The organism is Mycolicibacterium llatzerense, from assembly GCF_000878195.1.
GTDB lineage: Bacteria > Actinomycetota > Actinomycetes > Mycobacteriales > Mycobacteriaceae > Mycobacterium > Mycobacterium llatzerense.
The window spans coordinates 71,590-89,322 of the sequence record NZ_JXST01000029.1; the positions used below are offsets into that span (position 1 = coordinate 71,590).

The 17,733-nt window shown below is 66.1% G+C and carries 11 protein-coding genes and 1 pseudogene; 4 read left to right on the plus strand and 8 right to left on the minus strand.

Features of this window, described 5'->3' with window-relative positions:
• Nucleotides 1-22: 22 nt before the first annotated feature.
• Together ileS and TL10_RS19770 are read right to left on the minus strand one after the other, a co-directional pair.
• Nucleotides 23-3,169 carry an isoleucine--tRNA ligase gene (gene ileS / locus TL10_RS19765; protein WP_043986939.1) on the minus strand — a complete coding sequence of 1,049 codons (3,147 nt, stop codon included), beginning with the start codon at nucleotides 3,167-3,169 and terminating at the stop codon, nucleotides 23-25.
• A gap of 285 nt (nucleotides 3,170-3,454) precedes the next feature.
• Complete coding sequence (locus tag TL10_RS19770; RefSeq protein ID WP_131630773.1) at nucleotides 3,455-4,099, minus strand: hypothetical protein; 645 nt, start codon at nucleotides 4,097-4,099, stop codon at nucleotides 3,455-3,457.
• Between the two features lie 134 nt (nucleotides 4,100-4,233).
• Between TL10_RS19770 and TL10_RS19775 the strand changes: the two genes are divergently transcribed.
• From TL10_RS19775 to TL10_RS19785, 3 genes are all read left to right on the plus strand, one after another.
• On the plus strand, nucleotides 4,234-4,587 hold the full coding sequence (locus TL10_RS19775; protein WP_020100525.1) for a hypothetical protein: 354 nt from the start codon (nucleotides 4,234-4,236) through the stop codon (nucleotides 4,585-4,587).
• Nucleotides 4,588-4,632: 45 nt separating this feature from the next.
• Nucleotides 4,633-5,367, plus strand: a complete 735-nt coding sequence (locus TL10_RS19780; protein WP_043396370.1) for a hypothetical protein — start codon at nucleotides 4,633-4,635, stop codon at nucleotides 5,365-5,367.
• Between the two features lie 166 nt (nucleotides 5,368-5,533).
• Nucleotides 5,534-7,273: an AMP-binding protein gene (locus tag TL10_RS19785; RefSeq protein WP_043396372.1), complete on the plus strand. Its 1,740-nt coding sequence runs from the start codon at nucleotides 5,534-5,536 to the stop codon at nucleotides 7,271-7,273.
• A gap of 104 nt (nucleotides 7,274-7,377) precedes the next feature.
• Here TL10_RS19785 and TL10_RS29730 read toward each other — a convergent pair whose 3' ends face one another.
• Entirely contained in the window at nucleotides 7,378-8,280 is a 903-nt protein-coding gene (locus TL10_RS29730) for an FkbM family methyltransferase (protein WP_131630774.1), read from the minus strand.
• 89 nt (nucleotides 8,281-8,369) lie between these two features.
• On the minus strand, nucleotides 8,370-11,567 hold the full coding sequence (locus TL10_RS19795) for an MMPL/RND family transporter (RefSeq protein ID WP_234711486.1): 3,198 nt from the start codon (nucleotides 11,565-11,567) through the stop codon (nucleotides 8,370-8,372).
• Nucleotides 11,568-11,786: 219 nt separating this feature from the next.
• Here TL10_RS19795 and TL10_RS19800 point away from each other — a divergent pair, with 219 nt between their 5' ends.
• A complete protein-coding gene (locus TL10_RS19800; protein ID WP_043986941.1) occupies nucleotides 11,787-13,028 on the plus strand; it encodes a glycosyltransferase in 1,242 nt (413 codons plus the stop codon).
• Here the strand turns inward: TL10_RS19800 and TL10_RS19805 are convergent.
• The 4 genes and pseudogenes from TL10_RS19805 to TL10_RS32115 all read right to left on the minus strand — a co-directional run.
• Complete coding sequence (locus TL10_RS19805) at nucleotides 13,015-14,427, minus strand: hypothetical protein (RefSeq protein WP_052506472.1); 1,413 nt, start codon at nucleotides 14,425-14,427, stop codon at nucleotides 13,015-13,017. The genes TL10_RS19800 and TL10_RS19805 overlap by 14 nt on opposite strands.
• A 52-nt stretch (nucleotides 14,428-14,479) precedes the next feature.
• Nucleotides 14,480-15,892, minus strand: coding sequence for a hypothetical protein (locus tag TL10_RS19810; protein WP_043396374.1), 1,413 nt, complete (start codon nucleotides 15,890-15,892; stop codon nucleotides 14,480-14,482).
• Between the two features lie 3 nt (nucleotides 15,893-15,895).
• The gene (locus TL10_RS19815) at nucleotides 15,896-17,365 is read right to left on the minus strand and encodes a condensation domain-containing protein (RefSeq protein WP_043986942.1); all 1,470 of its coding nucleotides are present in this window, start codon (nucleotides 17,363-17,365) and stop codon (nucleotides 15,896-15,898) included.
• A 63-nt stretch (nucleotides 17,366-17,428) separates the two neighbouring features.
• A pseudogene (locus TL10_RS32115) lies at nucleotides 17,429-17,611 on the minus strand (acyl carrier protein); the annotation flags it as partial.
• Nucleotides 17,612-17,733 lie beyond the last annotated feature (122 nt).

Genomic DNA, 17,733 nt, shown 5'->3' on the forward strand with positions numbered 1-17,733 from the left:
GGCACGCTCGCGGGAATTGTCGTCAGGCCTTGGCGATGGCGGCCCGGACCCCGTCACCGACGTCGGCGCCGTCGGCCAGCTCCGCGGCGGCCACGACGGTGAAGTCGGTGGCCAGGATCTCGCCCGCGATCAGGCCGGCATGGGTGGTCGCCCACGCCTGCTTGTCGGCAGGCACCGCGAACGTCACGGTGATCCGGTCGGACACGTCCAGCCCCGTGGCCTTACGCAGGTCCTGCAGTTCGCGGATGCGGTCCTTGGCCCAGCCCTCGGCCTCCAGCTCGGGAGTGACGGTGGCGTCGAGCACCACCAGGCCGGCACCGTCCGGCAGCGCCGCGGTGAACTCCGGTTCCGCGGCAACGAGTTTCGAGCTGTACTCCGACGGCAGCAGGACAGCGGGCCCCGCGGTCAGCGTGCCGTCGGCGTTGACCACGCCTGCCCCGGCCTTGACCGCCTTGATCGCGGCCTGCACGTCCTTGCCGATGCGCGGGCCGGCAACACGTGCGTTGACCGTCAACTCGAACTTGCCGTAGGCGTCGATGTCGTCGGTGAGCTCGACGGCCTTGACGTTGAGCTCGTCGGCGATGAGGTCGACGAAGGGCCGCAGCGCCTCCGGGTTGTCCACCGCCACAGTCAGTTTCGGCAAGGGCAGGCGCACGCGGAGCTTCTTGGCCTTGCGCAGCGACGAGCCCGCCGAGCACACCTCGCGCACCCGGTCCATGGCCGCGACCAACTCGGGGTCGGCGGGGACCACGCCGGCCTCCGGCCAGTCGGTCAGGTGGACGGAACGCTCGTCGGTCAGTCCCTGCCACATCATCTCGGTCGCCAGCGGCAGCAGCGGCGCGGCCAGGCGGCAGGTCACCTCCAGCACGGTGTGCAGGGTGTCGATGGCGTCGGTGTCTTCTTCCCAGAACCGCGAACGCGACCGTCGCACATACCAATTGGTGAGGGCCTCGGCGAACTGGCGCAACTGCTCGCAGGCGCCCGAGATGTCGCAGGCGTCGAGCGAGGCGGTCAGGGTGTCGCGCAGGTCGGCGAGCTTGGCCAGGATGTAGCGGTCCAGCACGTGCGTCGAATCCGTGCGCCAGGTGCCCTTCTTCGGCGCGTACAGCGCCAGGAAGGAGTACGCGTTCCACACCGGCAGCAGCACCTGCCGGACGCCGTCACGGATGCCCTGCTCGGTGACGATCAGGTTGCCGCCCCGCAGGATCGGCGAGGCCATCAGGAACCAGCGCATGGCGTCGGACCCGTCGCGGTCGAACACCTCGGACACGTCCGGGTAGTTGCGCAGCGACTTGCTCATCTTCTGGCCGTCGTTGCCCAGCACGATGCCGTGTGCCACACAGGTTTTGAATGCCGGACGATCGAACAGCGCGGTGGCCAGCACGTGCATGGTGTAGAACCAGCCGCGCGTCTGGCCGATGTACTCGACGATGAAATCGCCCGGGAAGTGCGCGGATTCCGTTGCGCTGCCGTCGAACCAGTCGGCGTTCTCGAACGGATAGTGCACCTGCGCGTAGGGCATCGAGCCCGAGTCGAACCAGACGTCGAACACGTCCTCGATGCGGCGCATCGTCGACTTCCCGGTCGGGTCGTCGGGATTGGGCCGGGTCAGCTCGTCGATGTACGGCCGGTGCAGATTGTCCGGGCGGACGCCGAAATCGCGCTCCAACTCATCCAAGCTGCCGTAGACGTCGATCCGCGGGTAGGCCGGGTCATCGGACTTCCACACCGGAATCGGGCTGCCCCAGTATCGGTTTCGCGAGATCGACCAGTCGCGCGCATTGGACAGCCACTTGCCGAACTGGCCGTCCTTCACGTGCTCGGGGTACCAGGTGATCTGCTGGTTGAGCTCGACCATCCGGTCGCGGAACTCGGTGACCTTGACGAACCACGACGACACCGCGCGGTAGATCAGCGGATTGCGGCACCGCCAGCAGTGCGGGTACGAGTGCTCGTAGGTCTCGTGCCGCAGCAGCACCGGTGCGTTGACCGCCGCCGGGCCGGTGCCGTTCTTCAGATCCTTGATGATCTGCGAGTTGGCCTCGAAGACCTGCTGTCCCTGGTAGTCGGGCACAGTCGAGTCGAAGCGGCCCGTGGAGTCCACCGGGGTAACCGCGACGATGCCCGCGGCATCACAGGTGGCCTTGTCGTCCTCGCCATAGGCCGGGGCCATGTGGACGATGCCGGTGCCGTCCTCGGTGGTGACGAAATCGCCCTGCAGCACCTGAAACGCGTTCTGCGCCCGGTCGCTGTCGACGAAGAACGCGAACGGCGGCAGGTAGTGCGTGCCCAGCAGTTCGGCGCCGAGATAGCTGCCGACGACGACCGGCTCCTCGCCGAATTCGCGCACGTAGGCGGCCAGCCGGGGCTCGGCCAGGACGTAGTTCTGCTCGTCGGGGCCCACCACCTGCACGTAGGTGACCTCGGGGTTGACCGCGACGGCCTGGTTGGACGGCAGGGTCCACGGCGTGGTGGTCCAGACCAGCAGACGGGCGCCGGCGACGGGACCGTCGGTCGCGACGAAGCCCACGGTCAACGCCGGGTCCTGCCGGCTCTGGTAGACGTCGTCGTCCATGCGCAGCTCGTGGTTGGACAGCGGGGTCTCGTCGTTCCAGCAGTACGGCAGCACCCGGTTGCCCTCGTAGGCCAGGCCCTTGTCCCACAGCTGCTTGAACGCCCAGATCACCGACTCCATGAACGTCAGGTCCAGGGTCTTGTAGTCGTTGTCGAAGTCGACCCAGCGCGCCTGGCGGGTGACGTAGGACTGCCACTCGTTCGAGTACTTCATGACCGACGCACGGCAGGCGTCGTTGAACGCGCCTATGCCCATGGCCTCGATCTGGGCCTTGTCCGAGATGCCGAGCTGGCGCTGCACCTCGAGCTCGGCGGGCAGGCCGTGGGTGTCCCAGCCGAACCGGCGCTCGACCTTGTAGCCGCGCATGGTGCGGTACCGGGGAACGATGTCCTTGACGTAGCCGGTCAGCAGGTGGCCGTAGTGCGGCAGGCCGTTGGCGAACGGCGGGCCGTCATAGAAGACGTATTCGGGGGCGCCGTCGCGGCGCGCGATGCTGGCGCGGAAGGTGTCGTCGCGGGCCCAGAACTCCAGGACGTCGGTTTCGAGGTCGGGGAAGTTCGGTGTGCCGCTGGCGGTCTTGGGGTACGCGCTCACGTCAGGGTCTCCAGTGCCGTCAGCACCAACAGGTGCTCAGTTCCAGGCACGGGGACGACGATCTCGCGTCTGGACGCGAGCGCCGCGGTACCACCCCGCTTGCGCACAGCCGACCCGGAAGGTCGCACACGTGCGCCGCTCAACTGCAGGCGATGACGGGCCTACCCGTTCGGTTCTACTGAGCTGCCGCAGCCAAGGCCGGCGCAGCCGTTCTTCCGAATGCTCCCCGGTGATGGCCGGATCGATGCGAATGCAGGGATTCTAACGGGCGCGGGTCACTGCGGATTACTCGGAGACCGGCATGGCCTCCGAGGCGAGCTCGATCACGCCGTAGGAGAACTGCTCGGCGAGTTCTTCCACCGTGTAGGGCTCGAACTGGTGCCGGGCGTACCACCAATCGACGTGCAGTACGTCGTCGGTGTGGAACACCCGCACCTCGAGCGTGTGCGCCGGGCCCGGATGCTCGCCGTCGATCGCGGACATGCCGTAACTGAACAACACGTCGGCAACGTCCTTCGGGTCGGCGGTGGCGGCCGCCAGGGCGCCCCGCACCGTCTGCACCATCTCGGTGGCATCCACGTCCGATGCCGAGACGGCATCCACCTCGAGCCGGCGGATCACGGCCAGTCCGCCGCCGGAGCGTTCCTTCGCTGCAGCCACGTCGACCGCGGCTCGGCCGGGTCCGACGACCCGCTCGATAGCGCGGCCGAGCGCCGCGATCAGCAGCACCTCGGCATCCACTCCCAGGTATTCGACAGCGCCCTCCAGCTCGGCGGTGATCACCGGCGACAGCGGGGCCTCGAGGCGCCGCATATCAACCGCAGTACCGGCGGTGTCGAAGCCGCCGAACTCGTAGTCGGCGACGTGCACCGTCGCCGCAGCAGCAGAAGGGAGAACGGCATCGATCTCACCGGCGTACGCAACAGTCATGTGATGCACACTACAACACGATTCCCAAATTTGGGACATAGCTCCCGAAACTGTGACGCCCATGTCAATTACGGCTTATGTGTCGCAAAAACAGTTGCTAGCAACCAAAGGGGGGAAGGGTCTATCGTGGCAGGGTGCCCCGAACAGACCAGAACGGCAGACAGCTCAAGGCGCTGCTCGACTACATCTTCGACGGCGACGTCGAAGCGAGGGAGATCTACGGTGCGCTCGGAACGTCGAGCAGTACGTACTACCGGCGAATCAAAGAGGCCGACTATCCCAACGCGGAAGAGCTCCGCCTGGTGGCCGATCACTTCCGGTTGAGCTATCCCGACCTGCAGGTTCGGTTCGGCTTGATGAGCCACGATGAGGTCATCAACTACATCCAATCGGCACCCCTCGCGGTTGCCACGGCGGCGCCGGCGGTCCCCAAACGCGCCACAAAGTTGTCGGAAATGACGCGACGTGCTGATGCGCCGCCGCTATGACCAGTAGAATCTGAGCGTTCGCAGGCGCTGGCAAAGGCTCCAACCATGGCTCTCACATTGCTCATAACCATCACTCTCGCCTGTATGGCGTGGAGTTTGTGGATTCGTCGCGTCACCTGGTCGTGCCGCTGGGAAGTGGCAGCGACCCTCAACATCGCGCTACAGGCCGCCGCCGTCGCCCTGATGTCCCCGATGGCCGCCGACACCCTGGGCCGCGCCATCCACTCGGCAACCGGTGTGTGGAACCTGCCCGCCTACCTCGGACATGACTGCTACATCGTGGCCGCCTCGGCCATCGTCTACAACGCCATCGGCCGCCTGGCCGACGACGCCGCCATGCAGAAGATGTTCACGCAGTACATCGAGCGGCCCGCGACCCTGTGCATCCCGGTGCTGCTCGCGCTCTTCTCGATGAGCGTGGCCGGTCGCGAGTACTCCCCCGACCTGTTCACCATGCCCACCGACGGCTGGCTGGCCGCGTACTGGCTGGTGCTGTGCGGCACCCTGACCTACCTGCTGGTGTTCGGCGGCCGCGCCCTGCTGGTGTTGCGCAAGAACCCCGACTCGCGGCGCATCGCCAACATCTATCTGTTCGCCACCGCCAGCGGCATCATGGCCTGCGCCACCCGCATCCTGACGTCGCTGGTTCCGGAGCTGCAGCCCCTCGAAGACGGCAAGTTCGTCTGGGTCTTCGCCTGCATGTGCGGCGGGGTCTTCGCGCTGGCGTCCGCGCACTCGTGGCTGATCAAGACCAAGTGGTTCTCGAAGGCGGCCCACTGAGCCTCCAGCGCTGACCGTCGGAGACTCGTCAGCAAAAGGCCCGATCCGTCAAAATCTGCGAGGATGCCTTACTCTGCTATCCGGCACCCGGTGTCAGTTTGACTGTGTTTCACCACCTTCGACGACACCCGGCCTTCACCCCTGCCCGAACATCCCCGAGGAGGAAGTGTCCGTGATCGAGTCGTCTCTGCCGGCCGTCCTGCGCGAGCGCGCCAGCCTGCAACCCAACGACGTGGCTTTCACGTTCATGGACTACGACACCGACCCCGATGGCGTGGCCAAGACCCTCACCTGGGCTCAGCTGTACCAGCAGAGCGTCGCAGTGGCGCACGAACTGCGCCAGCACGGTGAGATCGGCGACCGCGTGGTGATCGTCGCCCCGCAGTGCCTCGAATACGTCGTCGGGTTCCTCGGCGCCCTCGAGGCCGGCATGATCGCCGTCCCGCTGACCCAGCCGATCATGGGCCACCACGACGAGCGCGTCATCTCGGTCATGAAGGATGCGCAGCCCGTCGTCGCCCTGACCACAGCCGCCAGCAAGGACGCCGTCGCGCAATACGCGACGCCGAACGACGACGGCCGCACCCCAGTCGTCCTCGCCGTCGACGAGCTCGACCTGGAGACCCGCCGTAAGCCGTTCTCCCGCCGCGAGGTTCGCCCGGAGACCGCGTACCTGCAGTACACCTCCGGCTCGACCCGCACCGCCGCCGGCGTGATGGTGTCGCACCGCAACGTCTCGGCCAACTACGAGCAGATGATCGCGGTCTTCTTCTCCGAATGGGGCAAGGTCGCGCCGGCCGGCAGTACCGTCGTGACCTGGCTGCCGCTGTACCACGACATGGGCCTGCTGCTCGGCGTCTGCACCCCGATCCTCGGCGGCTGGCACACCGTGATGACCAGCCCCATCTCGTTCCTGGTCAAGCCCGCCCGCTGGGTACAACTGATGGGCAGCCACAAGAACGTCATCACCGCCGCGCCGAACTTCGCCTTCGACCTGGCGGCCGCCCGGACCACCGACGAGGACATGGCCGGCAAGGACATGAGCAGCGTCCTGACGGTCTTCAGCGGCGCCGAGCGCGTGCAGCCGACCACCGTCAAGCGCTACATCCAGCGCTTCGCCAAGTTCGGCCTGCCCGGCAAGGCCATCCGGCCCAGCTACGGCCTGGCCGAGGCCACCCTCTACGTGGCGTCGCGTGAATCCGGTGAGCCGCCGACGGTCGTCGACTTCGACACCGAGAAGCTGGCCGACGGCATCGTCGAGCGCGTCGAGTCGGGTAGCCCGCTGGTGAGCTACGGCTTCTCGCCGTCGCCGCTGGTTCGCATCGTCGACCCGGAGACCCGCCGCGAGGCCGCCGAGGGGACCGTCGGCGAGATCTGGACGCACGGCGAGAACGTGTGCGCCGGCTACTGGAACAAGCCCGACGAGACCGAGAAGACCTTCCGCGGAGTGCTCGAGGACGCCCCCGAAGGCACCCCGTCGGACACCTGGCTGCGTACCGGCGACCTCGGCTTCATCTCCGAAGGCTCGCTATTCATCATCGGCCGCATCAAGGACCTGCTGATCATCCGCGGTCGCAACCTCTACCCCGACGACATCGAGGCCACCGTCAGCGCGGTCTCGGGCGGCCGCACCGCCGCCGTCGGCTTCGAAGAGGACGGTGTCGAGCAGTTCGCCGTCGTCATCGAGATGAAGAAGCGCGGCGACACCGAGGACGAGGTCCGCGAGAACCTGGCTCAGGTCAAGCACGACATCACCTCGGCCATCTCGCAGGTGCACGGCGTCAACGCCGCCGACCTGGTGCTGGTCGGCCGGGGCTCGATCCCGATCACCACCAGCGGCAAGATCCGCCGGCAGGCCTGCACCGAGCTGTACCGCAAGGGTGAACTGGCGCGGCTCGACGCCTGACGCCCGATACGGCTGTGGGCCGCAACGTCACCGGCGTTGCGGCCCACAGCCGTATCTGGGGTATCGGTACTGCGGCCTGCGTCCGGAGGTGGACGGTGCCGGCGCTATGAGCGAGTCAGCAGAATATCTGTACGCCGCGCCGGTGCGGCATGAAGTTCTTTGAGCGGGCGATCTTTCCATTTCAGATACCAGGCATTGCTGTAGCCGTTCGCTATTTCGTAAGCGGCGAAGTTTTGCTGAATTCGTTTGAACAGCACGCCGAAAGCCGCTTGGTCGTCTTCGGGGTTGGCCTCGAAGATGATGCTCATATTCGCGGAGAACGCGTCGATGTGGTCGAGAATGTCATTCAGAATGGTCGTTTCAGCACCTTCGACGTCCATCTTGATCAGCCGGATACGTGCCAATTCATCGGTCGAGAGAATATCCAGCAACGGAGCTGCCGCAACAGTCGCGCATTTCTTTCCGTTGCGCGACCGCAACGTGGTGGTGGCACCGATGTTGCGCGGGCCGAAGTCATAGAGGTCGAGTTCGCCGGCATGGTCGGAAACCGCTACGTTCACGGGGCGGATACGACCGGCGAGCTCGGGGTTACGGCGGAGATTGCGCAGCATCTTCTGGTAGATGTGGGGCGCTGCCTCGATGGCGACGACGTCGGCCCGGGTCGCCGCGAGCATGGCGTCGTAGCCGATGTTCGCGCCGATGTCGACGAACAGATCTCCCGGATCGAGAGTGTTCTCGATAATTCGCGAGATGGCGGGTTCCCACACGCCGTAGTAGATGATGCTCCGCTGAATTGAGTCGACGGGGTCGCAATGGAAGGTGGCGCCGTAATAGCTGGTCGCTTCTCTCGGCTTTCTGAGGCCGAGCTGGTACCAGTCGAGAATGCCACCCCCGACCCATCCTGGTAGTGGCCGCAATGCGTCAGCGAATTTCCGAGGATCCATCAGTGATCGAATATCCTGTTCGTCTTTAGAGTCGCGGTGCGATCGCGCCAGGCCGTCGCACAAACATCGACGCTAAATTCCCCCCACCGGACGTCAGGAATTCAACCAGATTTATTGACGAGAAAGATGAATTTCTCGGAATTCGCTCGGCGTCAGCCGAAGAAGCCGCGGTGCTGTACCGACCCGGCCGCCTCGAAGGCCGTCGTCATCTGGCACGCATCACAGGTCGCCGCGTAGCCGCACTCCGGGCAGGGTTCGACCTCGTCGGACTCCCGGCGGGCCTGCCGCTCGGCCAGCAGTCGTTCGGTGGCGGCCAGGGCCGCCGCCTCCTCGGCCTCTTCGCGCTTGCGTCGCGGCGACTTGGAGGGCCACCAGTTCGCGTCGCCGAGCAACGCCGCCATCGCCGGCACGGTCACCGTGCGGACGATGAAGGTGTCCAGCAGCAGGCCGACACCGATGATGAAGCCGAGCTGCACGGCGCCCAGGATGCTACTGACCGTCATCGCGAGCATCGACGCCGCGAAGATCAGACCGGCTGAGGTGATGACGCCGCCGGTCGCGGCGACCGTTTTCACGATCGCCGAGCGCACGCCCCATTTCGCTTCGTCACGTATTCGGGATATCAGCAGCAGGTTGTAGTCGGCGCCGACCGCCACCAACACCAGGAAGGCGATGCCCGGCACACTCCACGAGATGTCATAGCCCAATATGAATTGGAAGAACACCACCCCGATGCCCAGCGCAGAGCCGTACGACAGCACCACCGACAGCACCAGGTAGAGCGGTGCCACCACAGACCGCAGCAGCTGCACCAGGATCAGGAACACCACGATCAGCGTGACGATCACGATGTACTGGATGTCGCTGTTGTAGTAGTCGCGGATGTCGCGGTTCACCGCGGACAGACCGACCATCGACACCTTCGCATCGGACAGCGTCGTGTTGGGCAGCGCCGTCTGGGCCGCCTTGACGATCGCGTTGGTCTGGTCCATGGCTTCGGTGCCGAACGGGTTCAGCGCCGTCTGCACCAGATAGCGCACCGTGTGGCCGTCCGGGGACACGAACAGCGTCGCGGCCTTCTCGAACTCGTTCCGGCTCAGAATCTCCGGCGGAACGTAGAAACCGGCCATCTGCGGCGTGTTGGCGTCGCGCCGCATGCCGAGCAGGAACGACGAAGCCTGATTCAGGCCGCCGCCCATCCCCCGGACCTGGTCGACCAACAGCTTCACGCCGTCCGCGAGCTGCTTGCTCGAATCGGCCAGCAGGTTGACGCCGTCGATGGCCTGCTGCAGGCGCTTCTCCAGGTCGGCGGTGTCGTACAGGCGCAGCTGCTTGAGCAGGCTGGTGATGCCCTCGATGTTGGTGCCCATGCCGCGGACCTTGTCGTCCATGCCCGGGTCGCTCTTGTACTGCTGCAGCATGTGGCCGAGGTTGATGACCTTCTGCACGGTCTCGGGATCGTTGCCGTCGTTGACGTTCTGCAGACCGATCTTCAGGTCGTTGCACGCCGGGTAGTAGTTGCAGAACGGCGTCGCGTTCAGCGTCTCGAGGGCTTTCCCTGACCACTTGTAGACGTCTCCGACGCGGACCAGCTGCCCACCCACAGCGTCGCCCAGTGACGTCATCTGCGACACCATCTTGGCCGACTTGTCCAGATCGTCCAGCGTCTTGGAGCCGCCGTACTGCTTCTGCAGCGCCGACATCTGGGTCAACATGGACCGCACGGGACCGATCGAACCGAGCACCTGCGTGCGGATCTGGTTCAGGGCATCGGCCAGCTGATACTCGCCGTCGACCAGCTTCTGCAGGATGGCGTCATTGCTGTTGATGAGGTTCGAGGCGTCTTTGAGCTTGCTGCCGACCTCACCGGCCTGATACGTGGCCTTGGCCTGTTCCAGCACATCACCGGTAGGACGGGTGATACCGCGGACCGCGTCGATGTGCGGCAACTGGGCGACGCGCTGCGCCATCTGTTCCATGTCCGCGAGCGACTTCGGGGCCCGCAGGTCGCGCGGTGACTGGATGAGGATGAACTGCTGCATGGTCGTACTGACCGGGAAGTGCTTGTTCAGCGCCTCGTAGGCAATGTTGCTGGCCGCATCGGGGTCGAGGTCCTTGCGGTTGTCGTAGTTGTAGCGAACCATCGTCGCGCAGCCGGCAAGCGCGAGCAGCACCGCGAGGCTGCCGGCGAGGTGGGTCACGGGGCGACGGACGATGTTGACGCCCGAACGGCGCCAGAACCGGCCCGTCATGTCCTTGCGCGGCTTGATCCAGCCGCGCCGTCCGACCAGAACGATCAGGGCGGGCAGCATCGTCACCGAGGCAAAAAAGCCGACCAGCACCGTCACGGAGAGCGCCGGGCCGATCGTGGCGAACACGCCGAGGGTGGCGAACGACAGCGCCAGGAAGGTGATCGCGACTGTGCCGGCCGAGCCGGCGATGACTTCGCCGATCGAGGTGAGCGAAGAGACCAGCGCTTGATCGCTGGTGACTCCTTGCCGAATGAACTCCTGATATCGGCTGAACAGGAATATGGCGTAGTCGGTCCCCGCGCCCAGCATCATGCCGGTCATCAGCACCAGGGTCTGTGGCCCGACCGCGAGTCCCAACAGGCCGAGTCCGGCCACGAGCTGCTGCGCCACGATCAGGGAGACGCCGATGGTGACCAGCGGCAACAGCATCGCGATCAGGCTTCGGTACACGATCATCAGGATCGAGAACACCAGGATGCCGGTGGCCGCTTCGATCATGTGCTGATCGCGGGCACCGATGTCGTTGATGTCCTGGAAGGTGGCCGACGCACCCACGATGTTCAGCGTCAGATCGCTGCCCTTGACCACCTCTTGGACGGTCTTCTGGGCGTTGCGGTAAGCCAATTGGCCCGGCCCGGTACCCATGCTGCCGACGAGGCTGACGGGTAGCTGCACCGCTTTCCCGTCCTTGCTGGCCATCACCTGGCGCAGCTCGGGAATGTGGATGAAGTCCTGCGTGGACTTGACGTTGGTCTTGTCGGCGTTCAGCTTGTCGACGAGTCGGCGATAGACCTCTTCGTCGTCCTTGCTGAAGCCCTTGTCGTTGGTCAGCAGGACAACCGCGATATTGCCGGCGTCGGCTTCGCGGAACGCGTTCTTCATCGCGTTGCTGGCGATCAGCGTCGACGCATCGTCGGGCAGGAAGGGCGGTGGGCGCCGGCTGGCAACGTCGACCAACGTCGGTAGCGCGAGAAACAAGACGACGGCCACACCGATCCAGGCCGCCAAGACCATGACGGGGCGCCGCACCACGAACTTGCCGAGTGCGGCGAAACCCGCATGTGCCAAAGCACCGCTTGGCCTGGCACGTTTCAGCATCCCCGACAGGCTACACGCCGCAAACCGATCAGATGCACCGACCGGCACCCCAATATCGACGCCGCCAGAGAGCCACAATCCTGCCGCCATGCTGTAATCGGGTGTGCCACTGATGAAGTCATCCGCCCTCCGCCACGCCTCCGGGCGCGGAGCGTCCTTGTTGCCATTCATGTCCCAGCAATGCGGAGATCAGCGGCAGATCAATATGTGTGGCGTCCTGTGAAGTTTGCTATCGCCATCCACGGCACGCGCGGAGACATCGAGCCCAGCGGGGCCGTGGCCCGCGAATTGCTGCGCCGCGGCCATGAAGTGCGCATGGCCGTGCCGCCGAATCTGGTGTCATTCGTCGCTTCGGCGGGTCTTCCCGAACCCGCCAGCTACGGCGTGGATTCTCAGCAGCAACTCGATGCGGACATCTTTCGCGACCATTTGAGCGTCAAGAACCCCATCAATGCGGTGCGCGAACTGCGGGACTACATGACGCAGGGCTGGCAGGACATGAACGCCACCCTGACCGAGGTCGCCGCGGACGCGGATCTGCTCCTCGCCGGGACCACCTACCAAGAGGTCGCCGCCAACGTCGCCGAGCATTTCGACATCCCGTTGGCCGCCCTGCACTACTTCCCGTTCCGCCCCAACAGCCAGGTGCTGCCGGTACCGCTGCCGCTGCCGCTGATCCGCCGCGGCTTCGCCGTCGGCGAGTGGTTCCACTGGCGCATGCTCAAGGAGGCCGAGGACATCCAGCGGCGCAGCCTGGGGCTGCCACCGGCCACGGTGCGGGCCGTCCGCCGCATCGAGGACCGCGGTGCGCTGGAAATCCAGGCCTACGACGAGGTGCTGTTCCCCGGGCTGGCGGCCGAATACGGCGACGCCAAGCCCCTGGTCGGGTCCATGTCGATGGAACTGCAGACCGATACCGACGCCGACGTCATGGACTGGATCACCAACGGAAAGCCGCCCATCTATTTCGGCTTCGGCAGCATGCCGGTGGAATCCCCCGCCGACGCCGTGGCGATGATCGACACGGTGTGCGCCGAGCTCGGCGAGCGGGCGCTGATCAGCTCGGGTGTCTGGGACCTGCCGGACACGGTGCTGGGCGACCACGTGAAGCTGGTCGGTGCCGTCAACCATGCCGCGGTGTTCCCGCTGTGCCGGGCACTGGTCCATCACGGCGGTGCCGGCACCACCGCGGCAGGGCTGCGCGCCGGGGTCCCGACCGTGGTGCTGTGGGTCAGCGCCGACCAGCCGGTGTGGGCCGGGCAGATCAAGAAGCTGAAACTCGGGGCGTCAGGCCGCTTTTCGAAGACCACGCCCGCATCGCTGAAGGCCGCTCTGCGCACCGCGCTGCAGCCGGAGTGTGCGGAGCGGGTCCGGGCCGCCGCCGCGCGCATGACGAAGCCCGCGGACAGCGTCGCACGCACCGCGGATCTGTTGGAGAAGGCCGCCTCTAGTAGAGGGTGAGCGGCGTGAGGCCGAACTCGTCGAGCGTCTGCTGGACGAGTTCGCGCAGCACGGCCCGGGTGTTCTCGGCCCCCACCTGGTAGCCGACGATCCCGAGGTTCACCCGGCCGTTGTAGCGGCCGGACGCGACCACGAGCAGACCCCCGGGCCGCTCGATGTCGGCCCGCTTGACGTTCTGCTCGACACCCCAGCAGTTCAGGAACGTCGCCTGGTTGACGCCGTCGGGCCGGCACATCAGGTCCGGCAGCTCGGCGAAGTTCGAGCACGTCACCGGCATGTCACCGAGCACCAGGTCAGCCGTCTTGTCGACCGCGCGCAGCGGAATGAACGGCGTCAGCGGCAGCAGGATGAACGACTCGTCCGGCTGCTCCTTGGCCGTGCTGAGCGAGGTGCGCAGCGCGGCCCGCAGGTCCGTCAGGTCCTTGGCCACGTGGGTCGGGTCGACGGTCAGATTGGCGAACGCCATGGCATTGGCGCGAGTGTCGTCCATCGAGGTGCGGTCGTTGACCGCGACCATGAGGGCAATGTTGTTGTCGTGCTTGCGGTGCCGTTCCATCCGGACACCCAGCCGGGCCGCGAACGCCGCGGCCAGCGAGTAGGTGTTGCCGCCAAGGGCATCGCATTTCGCATCCCACTGCTCGACGTCGATGTGGGTGCCGGCGAACGGCATCAGCACGTGCTCGTCGGGGTTGCTCCCGGTCGGGGCAGGTCGGGTGTCCCCGGACTTGGAGAGCTCGTGACGCCTGCGGTGGAGCATCTTCGCGGCGGCCACCACGGTCCGCCGGACCTCGGGCCAGTCACGCCGGGCCTGACGCAGATCGGCGCGGATACCCTGCCACCGGGTCCGGGACCCCGGCTGGGCGTAACCCAGCTCCCGACTCTGGCCCAGGACCGATTCCATGATCGCGGCCACCGCTCCGGTGCCGTCGATCAGGCAATGCGACAGCGCCAGCGCCACAGCCGTCGAACCGTCGCTGAACGACTGGACGCCCAGGTGCCAGCCGGGACCGTGCTCGGGATCGATCGGGATCTGCGACCGCTCCTCCAGCCAGTCCGTCAGTTCCGAACGCGGGCGGGCGGTTTCGGCGATGTCGAGCGGCCGCTCGACGGCCGGCGCGGCGACCCACCGGGCGCGACCGAACGGCAGCGGCGAACGCTCGATGCGCCGGGCCGCCAGGCTCCGGCCGAAGTTCGCGTGGAAACGGCGCAGGCCGTCGAGATCGACGGGCCCTTCGTAGAACCACATCGCCAGCATGACCTGGACCCGGCCGCTGGCCCGGTACGACAGAAAGGTCGCCTCGTCCATGTAGTCCAGACGGTCCTGCGGACGGTCCAGCTCCTGCGGCAGCTTGCCGAACCGGCCGCTGCCGGTCCTCTTCGACCGGGTATCAGTGGACAAGATAGACCTGGCCCTTCACTTTTCGATTGTCGAAACTGGGATTGGCGGGGAGTTATTCGTAGACGGCAGACAGGCCGAACTCGGCCAGCGTCGCTTCCACGTGCGCGCGCAGAGCGGCCTTGGTGTTCTCGGCGCCCGGCTGGTAACCGATCACGGCCATCGACACCCGGCCGATCATCTGCATGGAGATGACGGTCAGAATGCCCTTTCGGTGCTCCATCACCGCGCGCGGAACCTGACCGTCCACGCCGCGTGCCATCACGTACTCGGCCGGCGTTCCGTCGACGCGCGCCAGATCGTCCGGCAGCACGCCGAGGTTCGAGCAGAACACCGGCAACTCACCGAACCCGACCGCGATGTCCGCGGCCTGGGTGACGACCCGCTTGGGGATGAACGGCGTCAGCGGCAGCAGCTCCAACTTCTCGTCGGGCTCTTCGCGCATCTTCCGCAGGGCTTCCTTGATGATCGCCCGCGTTTCCGTCAGGTCCTCGGCGACACCCTTCGGATTGACCCGGGCGTCACCGATCAGCACCGCGTTGGCGCGGGTGTCCTCGAGCGTGCGGTCGTTGATCGGCACGACCAGCGGCACCACGCCTTCGGCCTCGCTGAAGCGGCCCACCCGCTCGGACAACCGAGCGGCGAACCCGGCGATCAGCGCATAGCTGTTTCCGCCGAGTGCTTTGGCCCTGGCCTCGAATTCGGCAGCGTCGATGAACGCGAAGATCGCCGGCACCACCAGGTTTTCCTTGGCACTGGCCGAATCCAGATGGGCCGCGGCTGATTTTCCGGAGCCCCGCAGCTCGCTGCGCTTCTGGTACGCCTGCTTGGCCGCCGACTTCATCGAACGACCGAGTTCGGGCAGGTCACGGAAGGTCTGGCGGAAGTCGGTGCGCAGCGCCTTCAACGACGAGCGGGACCGCGGCTGGGGCAGACCGAGGTCGCGCACCTGGCCCGTCACCGACTCGAACACCGTCAGCATGGCGCCGCCGCCGTCTCCGATGCAGTGCGATCCGACCAGGCTGACCACGGTGGCACCGTCGTCGAGCGGCTGTACTCCCATGTGCCAGGCCGGACCGAACTCCGGGTCGACCGGGATCTGGGCGTGTTCGTCGAGGAAGTCGCCCAGCTCGGCGCGCGGACGGACGGTCTCGTACACCCGCAGCGGCGCCGGCGGCCCCAGCGACGACACCCATCGGTGCCGGCCGAACGGCAGGATCGACGGCTCGATGCGCCGACCGGCCAGACCGTGACCGAAGTTGTAGTGGAACCGGCGCAGGCCCTCCATGTCGACCGGGTGCTCATAGACCCAGACGCACTGCATGACGGCTGCCTGCCCGGTGGCCCGCAGGCCCAGGAACATCGCCTGATCGACGTAGTCGAGCACGCGGCCTTGGTCGTCGGCGTTGCCGTCAGCCAGCCAGCGGCGCAACAAAGGCACACGCGACGCACGCGTGGAGGTCGTCACAGATCAGCCCTTCACAGCTCGAATCAGTTCGCTGCGGCAACCGTTGTGGCGCAAGGCATCCGAACGGCCGGCACCAGAACCGCCGTCGGCGACCCGCAAGTACACCGCACGCATCGCGTGCAGGTACTTGTCCACCGATTCGCGGGCGATGGGGTTGTCCGGGTAGGCGATGGTGACCGACGTTTCCTTCTCGGACCGGTTCACCCAGATGCCGATCTGGTACGCCGAGCGGGCATCGCTGTACACGCGGCCGTTGAGCCGCTCCCACTCGTTCATGATCGCCGGCGACAGCGGCGGCAGGTTGGTGTCGAGGTACGACACCATCGGCACACCCGGGTCCGCCTTGCGGATCGAGTCCACCTTGCCCTCTGCCAGCTCCAGCACGCGCTCGAACGGGACGTGCGCGAGGTCCATGCCGGCGTCGAACGCCTTCTGCATGGCGCGGGCCGTGTCGCCGAACGACTCCGGCACCACCGGGACGCTGATCGGCACGACACCGGTGAACCAACCCGTCGTCATGAACTCGGCCGGGGTACGGCGCGTCGTGGTCGGGGTGATGACGTTGTAGACCGGCCGGCCGGTGAGCTCGTGCTCGGCAAGCGCCGCGCAGGCGATCACGCCGCCGATGACTCGGGCCCCGGCGGAGATGCACGCCGACTCGAACCGCTCCGACTGATGCTTGTCCATCAACCGGACGGTGAGCATCTCGCCACCGCAGGCCACCGTCGGGTCACCGAGCGGCAGCGGGAAGCACGGCAGCGTGCCGTCGTTGGCCTCGGCGAACTTGATCCAGTCCTTGACTTCCTGCGACTCCAGCGTCAGCGCCGCGGTGAAATCCGCCTGCTTGACGCAGTAGTCGTCATAGCTGCCGGCGTCGGCCAACGGGATCGGCGGAGCGCCGCTGACCAGAGCCGCGTACATGAGGTGGATCTCGACCAGCACCAGCCCCATCAGCAACGCATCGGTGTGCACGTGGTCGATGCTGAAGTAGAAGGTGAAGTGGTCGTCGCGCTGGATGATGCCGAAGTGGAAGCAGTCCCACTGCAGCGGGTCGGGCGTCGCGAGCACGTGGTCACGCCACTGCTGCGCGTTCATCTCGCCGTGCTCGGTGGCCACCAGCTTGATGTCCCGCGGGCTCTTCGCCGTCCGGCGGACCACCGCGTCGTCGTCCGTGAGCTCGAACCAGCTGTGGAACGTGTCGTGCCGGCGCACGTAGGCGTTGATGACGTGCGTCATCGCCCGGACGTCGCACTTACCCGGCATGTCCCAGGCCGCGATGTTGAGCCGGGCCATGTCGGTGCCGTTGCGCTCGTGCGAACGGAACGCGCGGATGTGCTGGCTCTGCTGATAGCTGACCGGAACCGAACTGACCGGTGCATTGCGCAGCTTGGTGAGCGACGCAGAGGAAGGGTTCCAGGAAGTCAGAACGCCCGAGGAACCCATCCAGTCATGGATGGTCCTAATCGCAACCATGCTCACTCTCCTGTGCTTCGGTGAATTCAGCGTGCGGCTTCTGTGACGCCCTACCCTGACCCGTCATGTCGAAATCGCCGTCGAAATCGCCTCCCCCAGGCGGTCTGCCAGAGCCCGAACATTCGTGATGTCCGAAGAACCGATCCGGACTCCCGTCTCGGCCTCGATACGTGTCCGCAGTTCAAGCGCCCCGAGCGAATCGAGGCCGTACTCGGCCAACGGACGGTCAGGATCGACAGATCGCCTAGGGCGTGTCTCCCGAATGTGAGGGTGTTATCGGCGACGATTGATCGGTGACACGGATGGATGTGATTTCTGACGAGTTCTGGGCTGTCGTGGAACCCTTGATGCCCTCGCATGAAGGCAAG